Origin of the sequence: Bacillus xiamenensis (genome assembly GCF_000300535.1) — a bacterium.
GTDB classification, from domain to species: domain Bacteria; phylum Bacillota; class Bacilli; order Bacillales; family Bacillaceae; genus Bacillus; species Bacillus xiamenensis.
Genome location: NZ_AMSH01000001.1, coordinates 147,479 through 169,884, shown reverse-complemented (window position 1 = coordinate 169,884; position 22,406 = coordinate 147,479). Strand labels below are relative to the sequence as shown.

Below are 22,406 nucleotides of genomic sequence, written 5' to 3'. Positions count from 1 at the left end.
GGCTTGCATATGATGAAAACAAGCCATATGTAAGGAGTGAACCGGGCGTGCGAGTGTCAAGTGTAACAGTGAGAAAACGATTGCTTTTCGTGCTGCTGTTTGGGGTGATCATTTTTTTCATCATAGATACTAGATTAGGATATGTACAATTTATTATGGGTGAGAAGCTGACAAGCTTAGCGAAAGATTCATGGAGCCGTAATCTCCCTTTTGAGCCGGAACGAGGAGATATTTTGGATCGAAATGGTGTAGAGCTGGCGACGAACAAAAGTGCTCCCTCTATTTTAGTTGTACCGCGGCAGATCAAAGACCCAGCAGAAACAAGCAAAAAGCTGGCAGCAGTGCTGAATATGTCGGAGGAGAAAGCGTACAAGCACGTCACCAAGAAAACATCAATAGAGCGAATTTCTCCAGAGGGCAGAAAAGTATCTCATGAAAAGGCAAAAGAGGTAAGAGAGCTTGATTTAGATGGGGTCTATGTGGCAGAAGACAGCATCAGACATTACCCTTTTGGAAGTTTCTTGTCCCATGTTTTGGGCTTTGCTGGAATTGATAATCAAGGATTGCTTGGACTTGAAGCTTACTATGATGATGACTTAAAAGGTGAAAAAGGATCTGTGAAATTCTATTCCGATGCAAAGGGACAGAAAATGCCAGATGAAGCAGATGATTATACACCGCCTAAAGATGGACTTGATATGAAATTAACGGTCGATTCGAAAGTGCAAACCATTATTGAACGAGAATTAGATAATGCGCAGGCAAAATATAACCCAGATGGCATGATCGCCATTGCCATGAACCCAAAAAATGGTGAGGTACTGGGGATGTCAAGCAGGCCTGATTTTGATCCAGCTGACTACCAATCTGTTGATCCAAAAGTGTTTAACCGAAATTTACCGGTGTGGAGCACATATGAACCAGGATCAACGTTTAAAATCATTACGCTGGCAGCAGCATTAGAAGAAAACAAAGTGAATTTAAAACGTGACCACTTTTTTGACAGTGGCTCTGTGACAGTTGATGGCGCAAGGCTCAGATGCTGGAAAAAAGGAGGACATGGGTCACAGTCGTTTTTAGAAGTGGTACAAAACTCCTGTAACCCAGGCTTCGTCGAGCTAGGCGATCGTCTTGGAAAAGATCAATTATTTTCTTATATTAAAGATTTCGGATTTGGTCAAAAAACAGGAATCGATCTTCAAGGGGAGGGAAGAGGAATTTTGTTCCCGCTTGATCGTGTAGGTCCTGTAGAGCAGGCAACAACTGCCTTTGGTCAAGGTGTATCCGTTACGCCGATCCAACAAGTGGCCGCAGTAGCTGCTGCGGTAAATGGCGGGACGCTTTACACACCTTATATTGCAAAAGAATGGATAGATCCGATTACAAAAGAGGTCGTCAAAAAGCAATCACCGATTGCCAAGAAGAAAGTCATTTCAGCTGAGACGTCAAAAGAAATCAGATATGCTCTTGAAAGTGTAGTGGCTCAAGGAACTGGCCGGAATGCTTTCGTTGAAGGATACCGGGTCGGCGGGAAAACAGGAACGGCACAGAAAGTAAAAGACGGGAAGTACATGGAAAATAACCACATCGTGTCGTTTATCGGGTTTGCACCTGCTGATGACCCAAGCATCGTTGTGTACGTTGCAGTGGATAACCCAAAAGGCACCATCCAATTTGGTGGTACAGTGGCAGCACCAATTGTCGGCCATATTATGCGAGACAGCCTGCCTGAAATGGGTGTGAAAAAAAGAAAGGGACAAATCGAAAAGAAGTATCAGTGGCTGGACACAAAAACCATTGAAGTACCGAATCTTGTAGGAGGATCTGTTTCTGATCTTGAATCACTCCTGATTAATTTAAAGATCGACGCTTCTGGATCTGGCAGCAAAGTGGTGAAGCAATCGCCTGCGGCCGGAACAAAGGTCAAAGAAGGCTCAACGATCCGATTATACTTAAACGATGAATAATAAAGAATGAACAGAGGGTAGCCGCACTCATTCGGCTGCCTCTTTTTGTTGAAAGAGAAGGGTCGCTATCAAAAAAGAGCACAAAGTGTGTTTTTTCCAAGAGAAACTTAAGGAATACGCTGGATGTATCCTTTTTTTTACGATAAAATATAGACTGTGTGTTTTTTTCACAAGACATGCACTTGAACGAATTTGAGAGGTTTGATATGAAATGAAATTACAACAACTCCTTACATACTTTAAAAGTGAAAACAACGAATTAATAAATGAAAACCCTGAAATCACTTCTATTGAAATGGATTCAAGAGAAGTGAAAAGTGGGAGTCTCTTTGTCTGTATAAAAGGCTATACAGTAGATGGACATGATTACGCTGAAAAAGCGGTGAAAAGCGGGGCTGCAGCGATTGTAGCAGAACGCCCACTTAACATAACAGAGGTACCAGTCATTATTGTAAAACACTCTCAAAGAGCACTTGCAAGAATGGCTGATGCCTTTTATGGACAGCCAACTCATAAGCTGCATCTAATCGGTATCACAGGAACAAACGGGAAAACGTCAACAACACACATGGTCGAACAAATGATGAGAAAAGCCGAAAAGAAAACAGGCTTAATTGGGACGATGTATATGAAGGTGAATGATGACATTCTCGACGTCAAAAATACAACACCTGAGAGCGTCACTCTTCAAAAGACTTTTAAACAGATGCTTGATCATGATGTAGATACGGCTATTATGGAAGTATCTTCGCATGCTTTGCAGATGGGCCGTGTTCATGGGTGTGATTATGATATTGCTGTTTTTACAAATCTTAGTCAAGATCATCTGGATTACCACAACACAATGGAAGAATATAAACATGCAAAAAGCTTACTATTCTCCCAGCTTGGGAGTGCCTTTCAGCACGATAAGCCGAAGCATGCCATTTTAAATGCAGATGATGAAGTTTCAAGTTATTTTGAAAAAGTCACAGCTGCTGAAATCACGACGTATGGCATAGAGCAAGATGCAGATGTAATGGCAAAGAACATTCAAATCAACCCAAAGGGAACACAATTTGATTTGATCACTCCAATCGGCACAAAAAATGTGACAGTTGCCCTTATTGGGAAGTTCAATGTGTATAACATTCTGGCTGCTGTATCAGTAGGGATCGTATCCGGCTTAACGTTTGAAACGATTGTCAGTGCAATTGAAGATCTTGAGGGAGTCAAAGGACGCTTTGAACTTGTGAACTGTGACCAAGACTTCCCTGTCATCATTGATTACGCGCATACACCTGACAGTTTAGAGAATGTACTCACAACGTGTAGAGAATTAACGGAAGGTAGAATTTTCTGTGTGATCGGCTGCGGCGGGGACCGTGATAAAACCAAGCGCCCACAGATGGCTCAAATCGCTGTGAAATATGCAGATGAGCCTGTATTTACATCAGATAACCCAAGAAGTGAAGACCCATCAGCTATTTTAAAAGACATGGAAAATGGAGTACCAGAAGCGTATTACCATAGCTTTGTGAATCGGAAACAAGCCATCTTTTTTGCCATTGCCAATGCGAAAAAAGGCGATACAGTCTTAATAGCGGGAAAAGGTCATGAGACGTACCAAATTATTGGCGATCAAGTCTATGACTTTGATGATGCAAAGGTTGCAATGGACGCTATTTTAGATCTAAACAAATCTTAAAATGATGAAAAGAGTGTAATGAAATGAAGCATTTTGTACAAAAACAACATATGAAAGTCACGAATGAATATCATAATAATGAATGCTATTTTCTGACGGGAAACGGCTTTGGAAATTCGGAAGGAGTAAAGAACAATGCTTGAACAGGTGATATTGTTTACAATCATAATGGGATTTTTAATCAGTGTTCTTTTATCCCCGATTTTTATTCCGTTTTTAAGAAGACTTAAATTTGGTCAAAGTATTAGAGAAGAAGGCCCGCAGTCTCACCAAAAGAAATCAGGTACTCCGACAATGGGCGGAATTATGATCATCTTTTCTATTACAATTACAACGATTGTGATGATCAACAAATTCTCTGAAATTAGTCCGGAAATGTTTTTACTGTTATTTGTTACCCTTGGCTACGGTTTATTAGGATTTTTAGATGATTATATTAAAGTAGCGATGAAACGAAATCTTGGATTAACGTCGAAACAGAAATTGATTGGTCAAATTGTGATTGCTGTGATTTTTTATGCAGTCTTCCATTATTACCAGTTTGCAACGACGATACGTATTCCAGGAACAGATGTCAGCTTTGACTTAGGGTGGGCATATTTTATCCTCGTCATTTTCATGCTTGTCGGTGGTTCTAATGCAGTCAACTTAACAGATGGACTAGATGGTCTATTATCTGGAACAGCTGCTATTGCATTTGGAGCTTTTGCTATACTGGCTTGGAATCAATCACAGTATGATGTGGCAATCTTTTCAGTAGCAGTAGCTGGAGCAGTCCTTGGTTTCCTTGTCTTTAACGCACATCCTGCAAAAGTATTTATGGGAGATACAGGATCACTTGCTTTAGGCGGGGCCATTGTAGCTATTGCGATTTTAACGAAACTTGAAATGTTACTTGTCATTATTGGAGGAGTGTTTGTTGTTGAAACGTTATCTGTTATCCTTCAAGTCATCTCCTTTAAAACAACGGGAAAAAGAATCTTTAAGATGAGCCCGCTTCACCACCATTATGAGTTAGTTGGCTGGTCTGAGTGGAGAGTGGTTGTCACCTTCTGGACAGCTGGTTTGTTACTTGCTGTTTTAGGAATTTACATTGAGGTGTGGTTATAATTGAATAAGATGCAAATGTTAAAAAACGAACATGTACTAGTACTAGGCCTTGCAAAAAGCGGATATGCGGCAGCCTCAATTCTTCACGAACACGGAATAAACGTGACGGTAAATGATCAAAAGCCTTTTGAAGAGAATGATCCTGCTCAGTTACTTTCTGAAAAAGGGATTGATGTCATTTGTGGCAGTCATCCTCTTCGTATGTTCGATGATAAAGAAATTACAATTTTAATTAAAAATCCTGGAATTCCTTATGAGAATGTAATGGTTCAAGAGGCAATTCGCCGAAAGATTCCAGTTTGGACTGAGATAGAGTTAGCTTATCATTTGACCTCATCTCCATTTATCGGGATTACCGGATCGAATGGGAAAACGACGACCACTACATTGATTTATGAAATGCTGAAAAAAGACAGCCAGAAAACATTGGTAGCAGGTAATATAGGCACGGTTGCTAGTGAAGTTGCTGCTAATGCAGCAGGCGATGAATGGATCGTGACTGAGCTTTCTTCATTTCAGTTAATGGGAACTGTGGAATTTAGACCCAAAATCAGCTTAATATTAAATATTTTTGACGCACATTTAGACTATCACCACACTCGTGAAGAATACGAAAAAGCAAAACAGAAAGTGTATGCACATCAACAAGAAGATGACATCGCTGTGATCAACCTAGATGATCCATCTGTTGTCAAACTAGCAGAATGTTCAAAGGCGAAAAAAGTGTTTTTCTCAGTAAAAGAGCCAGTAGAACATGGTGCTTTTATTAAAAACGGTGCTATCTATTATATGAATGAACATATCATTGACCTCAAGGAAGTTGTCCTTCCTGGTGAGCATAATCAAGAAAATATTTTAGCAGCTATTTGTGTTGTGAAAAGTGCAGGCTGCTCAAACGAAGCGATTGCCAATGTTCTCACCACATTTAGCGGGGTGAAGCATCGTTTGCAGTTTGTGGATACAATTCAAAGTAGGAAATTTTATAATGATAGTAAAGCGACCAATATACTGGCAACAAGTAAAGCTTTGTCAGCCTTTAAGCAGCCGACCATTTTACTGGCAGGCGGACTCGACCGAGGCAATGAATTTGATGAATTGAAACCTTTTATGAAGAATGTGAAAGGAATTATCACATTTGGTGAGACTGCACCTAAGTTTGTGAAGCTTGGTGAAGAGCTGGGAATACATCACGTAAAACATGTCGATAATGTTGAACAAGCAGTACCTGCGGCGTTTAGCATATCTGAAGAAGAAGACGTGATTTTATTGTCTCCGGCTTGTGCAAGCTGGGATCAGCATAAAACATTTGAAGAACGTGGAGACATGTTTGTAAACGCCGTGCATATGCTTAAATAAGGGCTTGTCTCTCAATATGACTGACAGCCCAAATGAAATTATGCTTGGGGTGTCGGTCTCTTGACGAATAAGAAAACTTCTCCGGATTTTTTGCTTGTTGTCATTACGTTACTTTTATTGACGATTGGTTTAATTATGGTGTACAGCGCAAGTGCTGTGTGGGCATCGTATAAATTTGATGATTCGTTTTATTTTGCAAAAAGACAGCTTTTGTTTGCCGGAATCGGAGTTATCGCGATGTTTTTCATTATGCGAGTTGATTATTGGACGTGGCGGACTTGGTCAAAGATATTGATTGCTGTTTGTTTTCTACTCCTCATGCTCGTACTGATCCCAGGTGTCGGTATGGAGAGAAATGGATCAAGAAGCTGGATCGGTGTCGGTGCGTTTAGTATTCAGCCCTCTGAATTTATGAAGCTTGCGATGATTGCGTTTCTTGCAAAATTCTTATCTGAAAAGCAAAAGAATATCACGTCCTTCCGTAAAGGGTTTGCCCCAGCATTAGGCATTGTGTTTTCTGCATTTGCCATCATTATGCTGCAGCCGGACCTGGGAACAGGAACGGTTATGGTTGGAACTTGTATTATTATGATATTTGTTTCAGGTGCGAGAATCGCTCACTTTATCTTTCTCGGTCTTTTAGGGCTCAGCGGATTTGCTGCACTTGTCTTATCAGCACCCTATCGAATAAAACGAATTACTTCATATTTAAATCCCTGGGAAGATCCACTAGGCAGCGGTTTTCAAATTATTCAATCCTTATACGCTGTTGGCCCAGGCGGTCTGTTCGGAATGGGGCTAGGTCAAAGCAGACAAAAATTCTTCTATTTGCCGGAGCCTCAAACAGACTTTATCTTTGCAATATTGTCTGAAGAACTTGGCTTTATAGGTGGATCGCTCATTTTGCTTCTCTTTAGTGTTCTATTATGGAGAGGTATACGAATAGCACTTGGTGCACCAGACTTATATGGAAGTTTCTTAGCAGTCGGCATCATTTCAATGGTTGCCATTCAAGTAATGATTAATATCGCAGTTGTCACCGGTCTAATTCCTGTGACGGGTATCACACTCCCATTCTTAAGTTATGGCGGCTCATCACTGACCTTAATGCTGATGGCAATTGGCGTACTTTTGAATGTAAGTAGGTACGCTAGATATTAATTTGCTGCTTATTCATGAAACCATATAGACTTTTAATTTGCAAAAGTATAAAAAAATGATTTGAAGAGTGAAAATGGCAGTTTCTGTTTCAAAAACATGATGTTTGACTCTTCTTTACAGGTTTTAACGGAGCCCTGTTGTTTAAAACAGGGTTTATACTTTGTTCAGAGCAGAAAAAAATTGAGGGGAAATGGTATAATGCGTATAGTAATCAGTGGAGGCGGAACAGGCGGACATATATATCCGGCTCTAGCTTTTATGAAAGAAGTGAAAAAACTGCATCCTGATGTAGAATTTTTATATATTGGTACTGAGAATGGACTTGAAAAGAAAATTGTAGAAAGAGAAAATATCCCTTTCAAGTCAATAGAAATCACAGGTTTTAAAAGAAAGCTTTCTTTTGATAATGTAAAAACGGTGATGAGATTTCTAAAGGGAGTTCAGAAAAGCAAATCTTATTTAAAAGAGTTTAAGCCAGATGCTGTTATTGGAACAGGTGGTTATGTGTGTGGTCCTGTTGTTTATGCGGCTTCTAAGCTGAAAATCCCGACCATTATTCACGAACAAAATAGCCTGCCAGGCATCACAAATAAGTTTTTGGCGAGATATGTTCAAAAAGTAGCCATCTGTTTTGAAGAAGCAAAGGCACATTTTCCTTCTGAAAAGGTTGTTTTTACGGGAAACCCAAGGGCCTCTGAAGTCGTCTCTATTAAAGAGGGGAAATCTCTTAAAGAGTTTGGGCTAGATGAGAAGAAAAAAACGGTTCTTATTTTTGGCGGGAGCAGAGGTGCAGCGCCAATCAATAAAGCAGTCATTGAGATGCAAGATGAATTAAAGAAAAAGAACTACCAGCTTTTATATATTACTGGCGAGGTTCATTATGAAAAAGTCATGAATGAATTAAAGGAAAAAGGTGCAGCACCGAATATGGTTACAAAGCCTTTCTTGCATCAAATGCCGGAGTACCTGAAATCGATTGATGTCATTGTTGCAAGAGCGGGAGCCACAACGATTGCTGAAGTGACAGCTCTTGGAATTCCAACAATCTTCATTCCAAGTCCATACGTGACAGCAAATCATCAGGAAATTAATGCGAGATCACTCGAAAAACATGATGCTGCTATCGTTTTAAGAGAATCAGAGCTTTCTGCAGATCGTTTGCTGCATGCAATTGATGAAATTGCAGGTAATGAAGAAAGACTAAATCAAATGAGCCGTCTAACGAAAGAACTCGGAGTGCCAGATGCGGCGGCACGTTTATATAATGTGTTAAAAGAAATTACGACTTCATGATTCAATGATATGAGGTAAGGCGGAGGGTAATATGGAGAACTTGAAGAATGAATTATTAGAAGCGCAAGTTGGTAAAGTACTTGAAAATGAACCGCTTGCAAATCATACGACAATGAAAATAGGCGGGCCGGCAGATCTATTCATCATTCCAAAAGATGTCGACGCAGTCAAAACAATTATGGATCTGGTGAGAAAACATCACGTAGATTGGACGGTTATAGGGAGAGGGTCCAATTTACTTGTACTTGATAAAGGAATTCGCGGTGTAGTTCTGAAGCTGGGCGCTGGGCTTGATCATTTAACTGTAAATGGCGAAGAAATTACAGTTGGCGGAGGCTATTCCGTTGTACGACTCGCAACGTCTCTTAGTAAGCAAGGTCTTTCAGGATTGGAATTTGCAGCGGGTATACCAGGTTCTATCGGTGGTGCTGTTTATATGAATGCAGGGGCACATGGATCTGACATCAGCAAAATTCTTGTGAAAGCTAGAGTCTTATTTGAAGATGGAACCATCGAGTGGTTAACAAATGAGCAAATGAACTTTAGCTATCGCACTTCTGTACTTCAAAAGAAACGTCCTGGTATTGTTCTTGAAGCAGTGTTCAAGCTCAAGCAGGACGAACGCGAAAAAATCACAAAGCAAATGCAGCAAAATAAAGACTATCGCAAGGAAACGCAACCTTATAATAAACCATGCGCCGGTAGTATTTTTCGAAATCCATTACCAGAATATGCAGGACAGCTTGTAGAAAAGGCGAATCTAAAAGGGTATCAGATTGGCGGAGCAAGAATTTCCGATATGCATGGAAACTTTATTGTCAACGCTGGTGGCGCCAAAGCTCAAGATGTGCTGGACTTAATTCAGTACATTCAAAAGAAAATCAAAGATGACTACAATGTAGATATGCATACAGAAGTAGAAATTATTGGTGAAGCAAATTAAAGGCTACCTTTTATGAATGCTGGCTTCACAGAAAAACAAACGGCATGAAAGAATGCCGTTTGTTTTCTAATCAAAATAAAGAATGATCCAAAGGTGCGGACAAGCAGCTTTGAATGAGGTGAAGAGTATATATGCGGCCTGATCATGAAAATGAAAAGATCGTCAATATAGAAGAGCGAATCCCTAAAATTAAAGAACAAAGAAAGCAGAAAGCGAATCGGAGATTAATTTCTTTTATCCTGCTGTTTTTTATCATGATTTTAATTATTGTTTATTTGCAAACACCAATCAGTAAAATTTCTTCTCTAACGATTACAGGTAATGAACATGTACCAACAAAACAGCTCGTGAAACTTTCAAAAATTAAAGAAGGCGAGACAGAGTTTTGGAATTTAAATAAAGATTTGACAGCAGACCATATTAAGCAAAATAAACTGATTAAAAGTGTCAGTATTAAAAAACATTTCCCAAATAAGGTCAGTATTGCTGTAAAAGAATATGCAAATATTGCATATCTTCAAAAGGGGAATTTTTATTATGAGCTTCTTGAAAATGGGACAGCCTTACCAGATGAAGTCACGCCAAGTGATGCAGGACCTATTTTTGTTGATTGGGACAACAAAGAGAAGTTGAAGCAAACAGTTAGATCTTTGAATCAACTGCCAGCTTCTATTCAGGAACTCATCTCAGAAGTATATTATGTGCCGACAAGTTCAAATCAGTGGCTCGTTAAATTTTATATGAATGACGGAAACACCGTCCTTGCATCTATTAAAACATTCGCAGATAAAATGACAACCTATCCGGCTATTGTCAAAGAACTTTCGTCATCTGAGAAAGGCACTATTCATATGGAAGTCGCTACGTATTTTGAAGCGTTTAAATCTAAGAAAAAGGAAGATGAACGTTGAGAGGCAAAACAGTCATTTTCTCAATTGTAATGCTTGTTCTTGGGTTTCTGATTTCTTTTTCATACCAATATACAAAGCAGCATAAAGCAGATGTCAGTCGAACAGAACAATGGAAAAAAGAATATTCTTTGAAAAGTCAGCTGACAAAGCAAGAAAAGGCGAATCATAAACTTGAAAAAGAACTTTATCGTCTTCAATCAAAGGTTCAAGTAACAGAGTCCAGTTTAAAAAATGAAAAAGAGCAGTTCTTTAATGTTTTGGAAGATGTTGAGAAATACAGAATGTTTACAGGAGAAATAGGAGTAAAAGGGAAAGGGGTAAAAGTATCCCTTGAAGATGCATCTTATATCCCAAGTGGACAAAATGTCAATAATTACATTGTGCATGAGAGTCACATTTTCCATGTGATAAACGAACTATTTATATCAGGGGCATCTGCTGTAGCCATTAACGGACAAAGAATCACCCACCAATCATACATACATTGTAACGGCCCAGTCGTCACAGTTGACGGCATTCAGCATCCAGCACCATTTGTCATTTCTGCTATTGGTGATCCAGCTGTGTTAATACCTGCATTAAATATTGCAGGCGGAGTGGTTGATCAGCTGACAAGTGATCATATTTCCCTGACGATTGAAAAAAAGGATATTCGTATGAATCCTCTTTTACGAAATAAAGATTAAAAGTGAAAAGGTGAGTGGTGTTGAGGAAAAAGAAGCCATTACTTAGTTTGACAGTCCTGATGGTGATATTTGGCATCATGGTCTCCATCCAATTTAACTCTTTACAAAAGCCTAAAATTCGTGATACTCGCGACGTTTGGGAATTAAGAGAGGATTTATCTGCATCTAAAAGTAAAGAATTGGATTTACTGAAAGAAATTGATAAATATGATGAAATGCTAAAGAAGTATAGTAATCATGAAGATCAATCAAAAGAAACACAATTAACAAAAACGTTGAAGGATTTAAAAGAAAAAGCTGGTTTTACAGAGGTAACGGGAAAAGGAATTGAAGTTGAAATTACTCAGCTTTTTTCAAAAGATCTTACCGGAGAAGAAGTTAAAAATATACCGCCGGATCTTCTGAAAAAATTAATTAACGAAGTCAATATGTTTGGGGCAAAACATATGTCCATTAATGACCACCGGGTGATTAATACAAGTGTCATTCGAGATATTAATGGTACGACGAAAATGGATGGCTACAGTATAGATGGTGATACAGTCAGTATTAAGATCATCAGCCAGCAGGCAGACAAACTATACAGCCGTTTAAATGTATCAGATATTGGCGATTTGTTCGCTCAGGAAAATTTCAGCTTGAGTATTAGCCAGCCAAAAGACAAAATTCATTTAAAAGCATATGACGGTACAATTCAATTAAACGAATTGAAGCCTCTTGACGATGTAAAGGAGGGAAAATCTTAATGTGGCTTCCTGTACTTGGTTTAATCATAGGAGTTGCGATCGGTTTCTTAACAAATTTTACGATACCGAATGAGTATTCTAACTATCTTTCCCTCGCTGTACTTGCTGCGCTTGATACATTAATTGGTGGAATCAGGGCACATCTGCAAGGGGCATACGATGAACTAGTGTTTGTATCAGGCTTTTTCTTTAATATTATACTCGCAATAAGTTTAGCTTTTCTGGGCGTCCATCTTGGTGTAGACTTGTATTTAGTCGGAATGTTTGCATTCGGCGTTAGATTATTTCAAAATATAGCCGTTATTCGAAGAATTCTACTAACAAAATGGACAATTTCTAGAGAAAAAAAGAAAAAAAGTGAGTCATAAAAAAGGATATACATATGATGTAACGAATATTTTCAGTAATCCTAATAATAAATGTTGATTTTTTAAGTTTTGTTACACACTTGTAAAAACACATTCATTGTATTGTTGTTCAGCAAATAATAGAATAGAAAGTATTGATATGTGAGGAGGTGCCATAGAATGAACAACAATGAAATTTACGTCAGCCTTGACATCGGTACATCCAATATAAAAGTTATCGTCGGAGAAATGGCGGATGATTCGCTTAACATTATAGGTGTTGGAAATGTCCCTTCAGAGGGGTTAAAAAAAGGATCGATTGTTGATATAGATGAGACAGTTCATTCTATTAGACAAGCATTTGAACAGGCTGAGAGAATGGTAGGTTTTCCTTTACAAAAGGCGATTGTCGGAATTAACGGAAACCACATTCATATTCAGAATACGAGCGGCGTGGTCGCAGTGTCTAGTGAAAACAAAGAAATACATGCTGAAGATGTGAGACGTGTCTTGGATGCTGCACAGGTAGTATCTATTCCTCAAGAACATCTCGTAATAGACGTCATTCCGAGACAATTTATTGTTGACGGAAGAGATGAGATCACAGATCCGAAAAAAATGCTTGGTGTTCGGCTAGAGGTGGATGGATCGTTAATTACAGGCTCTAAAACGATTCTACATAACTGGCTCCGATGTGTAGAGCGAGCTGGAATTGAAATTATGGATATATGTCTGCAGCCACTTGCATCGGGATCAGCAGCGTTATCGAAAGATGAAAAAAATCTAGGGGTAGCTCTTGTCGATATTGGCGGAGGGTCTACTACGATTTCCGTATTTGAAAACGGGCATCTCTATTCTACTCACAGTATCCCTTTGGGCGGAGAGAACATTACAAAAGACTTGTCTATAGGACTTAGAACTTCCACTGAAGAAGCTGAACGAATCAAAAAACAATTTGGACATGCGTTCTATGATGAGGCATCGTCTGAGGAAACTTTTGAAGTTTCCGTCATCGGTACTGACCAAAAACAGACGTATACACAACTTGAAGCGGCCAATATCATTGAAGCACGGCTGGAAGAGATTCTGCTCTTTGTGGCAGAGGAGTTAAGAAATATGGGTGTCCATGATTTGCCTGGCGGATTTGTTCTAACAGGTGGACAGGCAGCTATACCAGGCATCCTTTCTCTAGCACAAACCGTCTTGCAAAACAATGTGAGAATCGCAAGTCCTAATTATATTGGGGTGAGAGAGCCTCAATATATGACAGGAGTAGGGTTAATCCACTTTGCTTATCGCAATGCAAAGATTCAGGGCAGACAGGTTGGATTCCAAATGCCGGATGAAGCGTTTCATGAAGTAGGCGCGTCCATGGAGCCGGTTTCTTCTACATCACAAGTAAAAGAAGCTCAGCCAAGACCGAAAGTAAAACAAAAAGTACAACAAGAGACAAATAAAAAACCGGGCAAAATGAAAAAACTATTTAATATGTTCTGGGAATAGAATTAGATTTTCGACGGATTAGGAGGATTCAGCATGTTGGAGTTTGAAACAAATATAGACGGCCTAGCATCAATTAAAGTAATCGGAGTAGGTGGAGGCGGAAATAACGCAGTCAACCGAATGATCGAAAATGACGTACAGGGTGTCGATTTTATTGCAGTGAATACAGATGCACAGGCGTTAAATCTATCAAAAGCAGAAACAAAAATGCAAATCGGTGCTAAGCTGACAAGAGGGCTTGGAGCAGGTGCGAATCCTGAGGTCGGTAAAAAAGCTGCTGAAGAAAGCAAAGAACAAATTGAAGAAGTATTAAAAGGCGCTGACATGGTCTTTGTGACAGCTGGTATGGGCGGTGGAACTGGTACGGGAGCTGCACCTGTCATTGCGAAAATCGCAAAAGATTCTGGGGCATTGACAGTAGGAGTCGTTACTCGTCCTTTCACATTTGAAGGAAGAAAGCGTCAGCTTCAAGCAGTTGAAGGTATCGCTTCTATGAAAGAAGCGGTTGATACATTAATCGTGATTCCAAACGATCGCTTGCTTGAAATTGTTGATAAAAACACGCCAATGCTTGAAGCATTCCGTGCAGCAGACAATGTGTTAAGACAAGGTGTGCAAGGGATCTCAGATTTAATTGCCACACCTGGTTTAATTAACCTTGACTTTGCTGATGTGAAAACAATCATGTCGAATAAAGGTTCAGCTCTTATGGGAATTGGCGTTGCAACAGGTGAAAACCGTGCAGCTGAGGCAGCGAAAAAAGCCATTTCTTCACCACTTCTTGAAACGGCGATTGATGGGGCACAAGGTGTCATCATGAATATTACGGGTGGAACGAACCTAAGCCTTTATGAAGTACAAGAAGCAGCTGATATTGTGGCATCCGCTTCTGATGAAGATGTCAACATGATCTTTGGATCAGTGATTAATGATAACTTGAAGGATGAAATTGTGGTCACAGTGATCGCTACCGGTTTTATTGAGCAAGAGCCGGAAGTGACAAAACCTCAAAGAAATCCATTAGGACAAGGATTAAAGCAAAATCAATCCATTCCACAAAAGCGTGAAGTCAAACGTGAGGAACATCAGCAAACATCAGCACAGCCAAGACAACATACACAATCAAGTGATGATACACTGGATATCCCAACGTTCTTACGTAACCGCAACAAACGTTAATCAAGCACGACGACTCATCCCCTTCCATTGGAAGGGGATTTTTTATGTCTAAATATAGAAAGAACCAGTGTTCATCTGATAGAAAAGTCTTGGGAGTGTATGAATCATTGTATCTATCTTATGTGCTTTGACTTACATAGATTAAGTCGAAAGAATCATTTTTGTTTTCCTTTACAAAAAACGACAAAATGTTGACCTTTATTTGACTACATTAAATAGAACACCATGAATCTTGTCATGATGAAAAAAAGGGGGGATCCGGATACACACGGTTTGACCATTTGAGGAGGAGTGATTTTATTGAAAGTGAAATTTCGCAAAACCGCCGTCTATCGTTTGATGAGTCTTTTGGTGATTGGTACCTTAACGATGACAAGCTTTGGGATGGTTCAAGCAAAATCGACTTCTACCTCATATCAGGAGGAAGCTGTTTCCTCTAAGACAACACAAGCAAAGATTTCTTCTAGATTAAAGAAGCAGTTTCAACAGGAAGACATGTTGACCTTTTTAGTCAAAATGAAGGCACAAACAAATGCGCAAAAAGTAGCGAAAGAAGCTGTGTCAAAAGCCAAAAAGCAGAAATTAACAGCTGCTAAAACGCAGTATACAAAAAGGTCAGCCGTTGTATCTGAGCTGAGAGCAACATCTCATGAAACGCAGCAAGCACTGCTAGCGTATTTACAAAAGGAACAAAAGAACAAGCAAGTGAAAGATATTCATTCCTACTATATTGTGAATGGTCTAGCTGTTACGGGAACGAAAGAGGTCATGGAAAAGGTCGCTTCTTTTCCAGAAGTAGATCAAGTGCTGCCGAATGAGACACGTCAAATTCATCGTCCTGTTGATTTGAAGAGTTCGAAGCAAAACAAACCAATCAAAGCAGTCGATGGAATTGAGTGGAATATTTCTCAAGTTCATGCACCAGAAGCGTGGGCTTTAGGCTATGACGGTACTGGTACAGTTGTTGCAAGTATTGATACAGGTGTGGAATGGGATCACCCTGCTTTAAAAGAAAAATACCGCGGGTTTGATCCGTCTCGTCCAAATGAACCATCTCATGAATTAAATTGGTACGATGCAACGACAGGATCTGAGGCCCCATACGATGACTTAGAGCATGGGACACATGTGACAGGAACGATGGTTGGCTCTGAGCCAGATGGAAAGAATCAAATCGGGGTCGCACCGGGAGCAAAATGGATCGCAGTGAAAGCTTTCTCAGAAAATGGCGGGACAGATGCTGATCTGTTAGATGCAGGTGAGTGGATTTTAGCACCGAAGGATAAGGATGGAAATCCGCATCCAGAAAAGGCACCCGATGTCGTGAATAATTCTTGGGGCGGTGGGCCAGGTCTTGATGATTGGTATAAAGATGTGGTCAACGCCTGGAGAGCAGCGGACATCTTTCCAGAGTTTTCAGCTGGCAATACCGATGTATTTAATACGGGGGGCGAGGGATCAATCGCAAATCCCGCTAACTACCCAGAAGCCTTTGCAACAGGTGCAACAGATCAGGACAACAAGCTAGGGTCTTTCTCACTGCAAGGTCCTTCTCCATATGGCGTAATGAAACCAGATATTGCTGCGCCAGGTGTAAACATTCGTTCTTCGATCCCAGGAAAAGGGTATGAAGGCGGGTGGAATGGCACCTCAATGGCAGGTCCGCATGTCTCAGCTGTTGTGGCACTTCTTCGCCAAGTGCAATCAGATCTTTCTGTTGATGAGATTGAGCAAGTTCTCATGGATACAGCGAAGCCCCTGACAGATCAGCAGTTTCCAGAATCCCCTAACAATGGCTATGGGGCAGGACTAGTTGATGCAAGAGAAGCGATTACCGCATTAACCGATGGAATTGGTACGATTGAAGGTCAGGTAACAAAAGAGGGGGAAGATACAGAGCCGCCTGTTTTTTCACATAAAGGACCGAATGAAATCTTTGCTGCAACGCCAACACCACTGACGATCACAGCGGAAGATGAAGTAGCTGTGACAAATGTATCCTTGATCTACCAAGTGGATCAAGGTGAATGGGAGACGCTCCAAGCCAACCGAACGGATGGAAATCATTTAAAAGGAACCTATGTGGTCCAGCTTCCTGAACTTGAGGGTGAGAACGTCACTTATCGCTGGATTGTGAAGGATTTTGGAGAAAATGAAGCGGCATCAGACCCTTATACGCTCCCGATTCGAACATCCATTACTACGGGGTACACGCAAGATTTTGAAGCGTGGCCAAGCGGATGGTTCAGTGGTGGAACAAAAGATCCGTGGCAGTGGGGAACACCGACCACAGGTCCGAAACAAGCATTTACGGGGCAACATGTTTATGCCACAAACTTAGACAGTCCTTATGAAAATCAAACCGACGCCGCTTTATCGATGCCGCTAATTGCTGTACCAGAGTCTGGTTCTTCCTATTTACAATATCAATATTGGCATGATCTTGAAGCCAATTATGACTATGTGCATGTCCATGTCCAGCCTGAGGGGGAAGAGGCTGTTCAAGTAGCAGCCTATACAGGAAAAACAAATGCATGGACAGCAGGTGAGGTAGATCTATCTGCTTATCAAGGTCAAAAGGTGAGAGTCATTTTTCAGCTAAGAACGGATGGCAGTGTCACAAAAGATGGTTTTTATTTAGATGATGTGAACATCACAGATCAAGCATTGCCTCAAAAAGCAAAGAAACAACTTGGCGTGATCAAAAAAGAAAAGTCTGCAAGCCAAAATAAGAAATCAGTCAATCCGAAAAGTGCAAAGCCTGCTAAAGTAAAAGAAAAACATACACATATGAAAAAAGATAAAAGTCTAGATGGACCCTCCGTTAAGGCGCTTCCTATGAAGGCACAAATCAGTGTTCTGGAAAGCGGGAAATCAACTTACACTGATGAAGCGACAGGGAGATATCAGCTTTCTCAAGGAGCGGGTGAATGGACAGTGAAGGCTGAAGCGTACGGCTTTGAATCACGTACCCAAAAAGTCAGCGTTTCATCAAATGAAAAAGCCGAAGCGAATTTCTCCTTACAGCCACTTGCGAAACGAACGATATCTGGTACGGTTGTCAATGAAGCAACAGGTGACAAAGTAAAGAATGCTACTGTTTATCTTGTAGAGGACGCCAAAATTGCGCCGGTGACAACAGATGAATCCGGTCAATTTTCTCTACAAGCGTTAAGCGGCGTCTATACAGTCAAAGTGTTTGCGAAAGGTTTTAAAGGATATTCGTTTACAGCGGATGTCACAGAAAAGCCGTTTGAAAAGTCAGTGAAACTTGAGCCTTTTATTGGCGTTCCTGGAGAGATTGGCTACGATGATGGAACGGCCGAAAATGCGCGGGCTTTCTACGATCCTGGCAATGGCTGGGCTGTGAAGTTTTCACTGGAAAAGGGAAAGAAACAAGCACAAGTCACAGGTGGTCTTTTCCGTTTCTGGACATCAGAATGGCCAGCACCTGGAGGCGATGAATTTGCCGTTGAAGTGTATGATGCTTCAGGGAAAGGTGGAGCACCGGGTGAGAAAATCGCAGGACCACTAAAAGCAAATGCACTGCGTAATGGTGAATGGACAAAAGTAGATTTAGAAGATCAAGCCATTACAGTGGATGGAGATTTCTATCTTGTCTACATTCAAACGAAAAAGAATACGGAATCTCCTGGGCTTGCAACAGATGAAGATGGGCCAAATGCTGAAAGAAGCTGGCAGCTGACGAGCGGAGCCTTTTCTCCTTCTCCAAAAGAAGAGGGGAATTATATGATTCGTGCGCTCGTGAACTATGAAGCTGATGTGCCAGAGATTACATCTCCAAAGACGGGAACAATCACAAATAAAGGTGAATTGGAGATTGAAGGCACAGCTTCTCCTGGACTTGATGTGGCCATTTATCAAGACGATGAAGAGGTCGCCAAAGTCAAAGCTGGTTCGTCGGGTATTTTTAAAGAAAATGTATCTGTTTCAAGCGGGGAGCATGTGTTTACGGCAGCGACTGTAACAGATAAAGGCTCAACGAAACAGTCCAAACCGGTCAAGGTGATCATTGATCAAACTGCGCCGAGTTTGACCATTGATACACCGAAAAAAGGTGAAAAAACCAATAGAGAATCGCTCACCGTAGAAGGAAAAGTGGCGGACGATCATCTTGATCAAGTCACGGTCAACGGAAAGAAAGCGACAGTCAAAGATGGGAAATATGCTGCAAGAGTGTTGCTTGAGAACGGGGAAAATACAATAAAAGTGATAGCGAAAGATGCGGCTGGAAACAAAACAACTAAAAAAGTCGACATTGATGTCCAGTACGACGCGCCTGTCATTTCTAAGCTGACCCCAAAAGAGGATAGCACACTATCATCAGGTGAATCTGTTAAAATTTCATTTGAAAGCAGGGAAAAGCTAGAAGCAACTTTTGTCATTCATATGCCGCTGACCAATGCTAGATCAAGTCTTCAAAACACAACCGAGCTGCCGATTCGTGAAGTGGCACCGGGAACATATGAAGGCTACTGGACGGCAACATCTGCTGCAAAAGCAAAAGGTGCAGTGATTGAAGTCATTGTAAAAGATGAGTATGGAAATGTTACAAGGGAAAAGGCAGCAGGAAAATTAACCATCAATGAAAAATAATCATCAGCAAAAGACACGACTCTTCAGAGCGTGTCTTTTTTGTCGTGAACCATCGGCTCAACACTTGTCCGAGAAATCGTTCTTTGTTCCCTCACATTCATTCCTCGACAAAAACAATAACAATCCACCAAAAGTTCTCTATCATCCCCAACAAGAATTGACAGACTTCCATCTTATGACTGTTTTATACTGGTACAAACAAGTGCAAGTACTGCTTTTGATTCTTTGTTTCAGATGAAAGGAGCAGAAGGTGGTCATTTATTTAGATGTGATTTGGCTGTTAAACTTTTGTTTTGATCTATTGCTGCTCTTACTCACGGCATTTATTCTCAAACGACAAGTGAAAAAAAGGCGATATATGTTAGGAGCTCTCATTGGATCGAGCATTGTTCTCTTGCTCTTTACACCGTTTGCAATGATTGTGTCGCACCCTTTAGGCAAACTACTCTTTTCAATCTTGATCGTGCTTGGAACCTTTGGTTTTCAAAGATTTCGTTCCTTTTTTCAAAATCTGTTTGCTTTTTACTTTGTCACATTTTTGATGGGAGGAGGCATGATCGGAGTTCATTCGTTCTTGCAGACAAACACAGTCATTCAAGATGGACTGCTTATTTCACGAAATGATGGATTTGGTGATCCTATTAGCTGGCTTTTTGTTCTTACCGGTTTCCCAGCCATTTGGCTGTTTTCAAAGAAAAGATTAGGAGAGGTTGGTGCGAAAAAAAGACAGCATGATGAACAAGTGCTTGTCGAGATCTACATTCAGGGAGAGACAATCCGTTTAAATGGACTCGTTGATTCTGGCAATCAGCTGTATGATCCTATAACGAAAACGCCTGTCATGATCGTCCAGCTCGATCAGTTAACGTCTATTTGCGGAGAGCCATTTATCGAACAAATGAAACAGTCTCATCCTGTGGAAGTGATGCAAAAGCTTGATGATCGTTTCCCGCTGCTTGATCGTTTAAGACTTGTTCCATATCGTGCAGTTGGGCATGATCATGGGTTTCTACTATGCATAAAACCAGATACGGTCGTCCTTTATACAAAAACACATATGATTCAGCCAGCTAAGTGCTTTGTTGGGATCAGTCTAAGCCGATTATCAGCAGATCAGGAATTTCAATCGATCATTCATCCTGATCTGTTAGACGGGAAAATCATACAAGGGGTGTCGTAGTTTTTGATGATGTCTTTTATCTTACGAGGTCAACTTGATATTTAGAAGGGAGAAGAAGATGAAAAAATTAAAATTTAAACTCACTTACTACTGGTATAAACTCCTCATGAAGCTAGGGCTAAAGAGTGATGAAATTTATTATATTGGCGGGAGTGAGGCACTGCCGCCGCCATTATCAAAGGATGAAGAACAAGAATTGCTTGTCAAATTACCAAGAGGTGATCAAACGGCAAGAGCCATCCTAATTGAAAGAAACTTGCGGCTAGTGGTCTATATCGCAAGAAAATTTGAAAACACAGGCATTAATATTGAGGATTTAATTAGTATTGGAACCATAGGACTCATTAAGGCAGTGAATACATTTAATCCGGAAAAAAAGATCAAGCTTGCAACATATGCCTCCAGATGTATTGAAAATGAGATTTTGATGTATTTGCGCCGGAATAATAAAACCCGTTCAGAAGTATCGTTTGATGAGCCGCTTAATATTGACTGGGACGGAAATGAATTGCTTTTATCAGATGTACTTGGGACAGATGATGATATTATCACCCGAGATATTGAAGCAAATGTCGATAAAAAATTACTGAAAAAAGCGTTAGAACAATTAAACGATCGTGAAAAACAGATCATGGAACTGAGATTCGGTTTAGTTGGCGGTGAAGAAAAAACCCAAAAAGATGTTGCCGACATGCTCGGGATTTCTCAGTCCTATATTTCAAGGCTCGAAAAAAGAATTATTAAACGATTGCAAAAAGAATTTAATAAGATGGTCTAAAAAAATTTTTTTGAAAGCTCTATCCCTGCGCTGTCAAAGGGATCTCCATTTTCCCGCATGTTTCTTGTGATCGCTCGTGCATATTTTTCCATCCCACGGAGATACTGAACTTTGTACAACAGCTCCTGTAGGGAGGGAAAAAAGTGTCCAGAAATAAAGTGGAAATCTGCGGAGTCGACACGTCCAAACTGCCTGTTCTGAAAAACGACGAGATGAGAAAATTATTCAGACAGCTGCAAGATGAAGGTGACGATACAGCAAGAGAAAAGCTAGTCAATGGCAATTTGCGGTTGGTTTTAAGTGTGATTCAGCGTTTTAACAACAGAGGCGAGTATGTTGATGATCTCTTCCAAGTAGGCTGTATCGGATTAATGAAATCAATTGATAATTTTGATCTAAGCCACAATGTCAGATTTTCAACTTATGCGGTCCCTATGATCATAGGAGAAATCCGTCGATACTTGCGTGATAACAACCCAATTCGGGTGTCTCGTTCACTAAGAGATATTGCCTATAAGGCGCTTCAAGTCCGTGAGAGACTGATTAGTGAGACAAGCAAGGAGCCAACGGCAGAAGACATTGCGAAAGTGTTAGAAGTCCCTCATGAGGAAATTGTCTTTGCCCTAGATGCGATTCAAGATCCTGTCTCTTTGTTTGAACCGATCTATAATGACGGAGGAGATCCGATTTATGTGATGGATCAAATTAGTGATGAGCGGAACAAAGATACACAATGGGTGGAAGAATTGGCCTTAAAAGAGGGAATGCGCAGATTGAATGATCGAGAAAAAATGATTCTTCGCAAACGCTTCTTCCAAGGTAAAACACAAATGGAAGTGGCTGAAGAAATCGGAATTTCTCAAGCGCAAGTATCAAGGCTTGAAAAAGCAGCCATCAAACAAATGAATAAAAACATTTATTAAAGCCGCCGCTTGATGTGCG

At 40.5% G+C, this 22,406-nt stretch carries 17 protein-coding genes; all 17 read left to right on the top strand.

Annotated features, from left to right (window positions below; translation table 11 throughout):
- The first annotated feature begins 47 nt into the window (after positions 1-47).
- The 17 genes from BA1_RS00830 (at position 48) to sigG (ending at position 22,387) form a co-directional block, all read left to right on the top strand.
- Positions 48-1,967, top strand: a complete 1,920-nt coding sequence (locus tag BA1_RS00830) for a stage V sporulation protein D (RefSeq protein ID WP_008354685.1) — start codon at positions 48-50, stop codon at positions 1,965-1,967.
- 211 nt (positions 1,968-2,178) lie between these two features.
- Positions 2,179-3,654 carry a UDP-N-acetylmuramoyl-L-alanyl-D-glutamate--2,6-diaminopimelate ligase gene (locus tag BA1_RS00825; RefSeq protein ID WP_008354683.1) on the top strand — a complete coding sequence of 492 codons (1,476 nt, stop codon included), beginning with the start codon at positions 2,179-2,181 and terminating at the stop codon, positions 3,652-3,654.
- Between the two features lie 135 nt (positions 3,655-3,789).
- Positions 3,790-4,764: a phospho-N-acetylmuramoyl-pentapeptide-transferase gene (gene mraY, locus BA1_RS00820; protein WP_008354681.1), complete on the top strand. Its 975-nt coding sequence runs from the start codon at positions 3,790-3,792 to the stop codon at positions 4,762-4,764.
- 9 nt (positions 4,765-4,773) lie between these two features.
- Entirely contained in the window at positions 4,774-6,120 is a 1,347-nt protein-coding gene (gene murD, locus BA1_RS00815) for a UDP-N-acetylmuramoyl-L-alanine--D-glutamate ligase (protein WP_051009091.1), read from the top strand.
- 60 nt (positions 6,121-6,180) lie between these two features.
- Positions 6,181-7,281 (top strand): stage V sporulation protein E, encoded by a 1,101-nt coding sequence (spoVE, locus tag BA1_RS00810; RefSeq protein WP_008354677.1) that lies wholly within the window; start codon positions 6,181-6,183, stop codon positions 7,279-7,281.
- A gap of 198 nt (positions 7,282-7,479) precedes the next feature.
- Complete coding sequence (murG, locus tag BA1_RS00805) at positions 7,480-8,574, top strand: undecaprenyldiphospho-muramoylpentapeptide beta-N-acetylglucosaminyltransferase (protein ID WP_008354675.1); 1,095 nt, start codon at positions 7,480-7,482, stop codon at positions 8,572-8,574.
- Between the two features lie 31 nt (positions 8,575-8,605).
- On the top strand, positions 8,606-9,517 hold the full coding sequence (murB, locus tag BA1_RS00800) for a UDP-N-acetylmuramate dehydrogenase (RefSeq protein ID WP_008354672.1): 912 nt from the start codon (positions 8,606-8,608) through the stop codon (positions 9,515-9,517).
- 131 nt (positions 9,518-9,648) lie between these two features.
- Positions 9,649-10,428 carry a cell division protein FtsQ/DivIB gene (locus tag BA1_RS00795; protein WP_008354671.1) on the top strand — a complete coding sequence of 260 codons (780 nt, stop codon included), beginning with the start codon at positions 9,649-9,651 and terminating at the stop codon, positions 10,426-10,428.
- Entirely contained in the window at positions 10,425-11,114 is a 690-nt protein-coding gene (locus BA1_RS00790; protein ID WP_008354670.1) for a DUF881 domain-containing protein, read from the top strand. The genes BA1_RS00795 and BA1_RS00790 overlap by 4 nt, the downstream gene beginning before the upstream one ends.
- Positions 11,115-11,134: 20 nt before the next feature.
- On the top strand, positions 11,135-11,860 hold the full coding sequence (locus BA1_RS00785) for a DUF881 domain-containing protein (RefSeq protein ID WP_008354667.1): 726 nt from the start codon (positions 11,135-11,137) through the stop codon (positions 11,858-11,860).
- On the top strand, positions 11,860-12,228 hold the full coding sequence (locus tag BA1_RS00780) for a small basic family protein (protein WP_003210988.1): 369 nt from the start codon (positions 11,860-11,862) through the stop codon (positions 12,226-12,228). The genes BA1_RS00785 and BA1_RS00780 overlap by 1 nt, the downstream gene beginning before the upstream one ends.
- A gap of 159 nt (positions 12,229-12,387) precedes the next feature.
- The gene (ftsA, locus tag BA1_RS00775; protein WP_008354665.1) at positions 12,388-13,710 is read left to right on the top strand and encodes a cell division protein FtsA; all 1,323 of its coding nucleotides are present in this window, start codon (positions 12,388-12,390) and stop codon (positions 13,708-13,710) included.
- Positions 13,711-13,743: 33 nt separating this feature from the next.
- Positions 13,744-14,889, top strand: coding sequence for a cell division protein FtsZ (gene ftsZ / locus BA1_RS00770; RefSeq protein WP_008354664.1), 1,146 nt, complete (start codon positions 13,744-13,746; stop codon positions 14,887-14,889).
- A 300-nt stretch (positions 14,890-15,189) separates the two neighbouring features.
- On the top strand, positions 15,190-19,506 hold the full coding sequence (locus BA1_RS00765) for a S8 family peptidase (RefSeq protein ID WP_008354662.1): 4,317 nt from the start codon (positions 15,190-15,192) through the stop codon (positions 19,504-19,506).
- A 250-nt stretch (positions 19,507-19,756) separates the two neighbouring features.
- The gene (gene spoIIGA, locus BA1_RS00760; RefSeq protein ID WP_008354660.1) at positions 19,757-20,686 is read left to right on the top strand and encodes a sigma-E processing peptidase SpoIIGA; all 930 of its coding nucleotides are present in this window, start codon (positions 19,757-19,759) and stop codon (positions 20,684-20,686) included.
- Between the two features lie 58 nt (positions 20,687-20,744).
- Positions 20,745-21,464 (top strand): RNA polymerase sporulation sigma factor SigE, encoded by a 720-nt coding sequence (gene sigE, locus BA1_RS00755; protein WP_008354658.1) that lies wholly within the window; start codon positions 20,745-20,747, stop codon positions 21,462-21,464.
- A gap of 143 nt (positions 21,465-21,607) precedes the next feature.
- Positions 21,608-22,387, top strand: coding sequence for an RNA polymerase sporulation sigma factor SigG (sigG, locus tag BA1_RS00750; RefSeq protein WP_008354657.1), 780 nt, complete (start codon positions 21,608-21,610; stop codon positions 22,385-22,387).
- Positions 22,388-22,406: the final 19 nt, after the last annotated feature.

Coding starts and splice junctions, on each gene's coding strand:
- BA1_RS00825 (WP_008354683.1), top strand. CDS start 2,179: ATGAAATTACAACAACTCCTTACATACTTTAAAAGTGAAAACAACGAA.
- mraY (WP_008354681.1), top strand. CDS start 3,790: ATGCTTGAACAGGTGATATTGTTTACAATCATAATGGGATTTTTAATC.
- murD (WP_051009091.1), top strand. CDS start 4,774: ATGCAAATGTTAAAAAACGAACATGTACTAGTACTAGGCCTTGCAAAA.
- murG (WP_008354675.1), top strand. CDS start 7,480: ATGCGTATAGTAATCAGTGGAGGCGGAACAGGCGGACATATATATCCG.
- murB (WP_008354672.1), top strand. CDS start 8,606: ATGGAGAACTTGAAGAATGAATTATTAGAAGCGCAAGTTGGTAAAGTA.
- BA1_RS00795 (WP_008354671.1), top strand. CDS start 9,649: ATGCGGCCTGATCATGAAAATGAAAAGATCGTCAATATAGAAGAGCGA.
- BA1_RS00780 (WP_003210988.1), top strand. CDS start 11,860: ATGTGGCTTCCTGTACTTGGTTTAATCATAGGAGTTGCGATCGGTTTC.
- ftsA (WP_008354665.1), top strand. CDS start 12,388: ATGAACAACAATGAAATTTACGTCAGCCTTGACATCGGTACATCCAAT.
- ftsZ (WP_008354664.1), top strand. CDS start 13,744: ATGTTGGAGTTTGAAACAAATATAGACGGCCTAGCATCAATTAAAGTA.
- sigE (WP_008354658.1), top strand. CDS start 20,745: ATGAAAAAATTAAAATTTAAACTCACTTACTACTGGTATAAACTCCTC.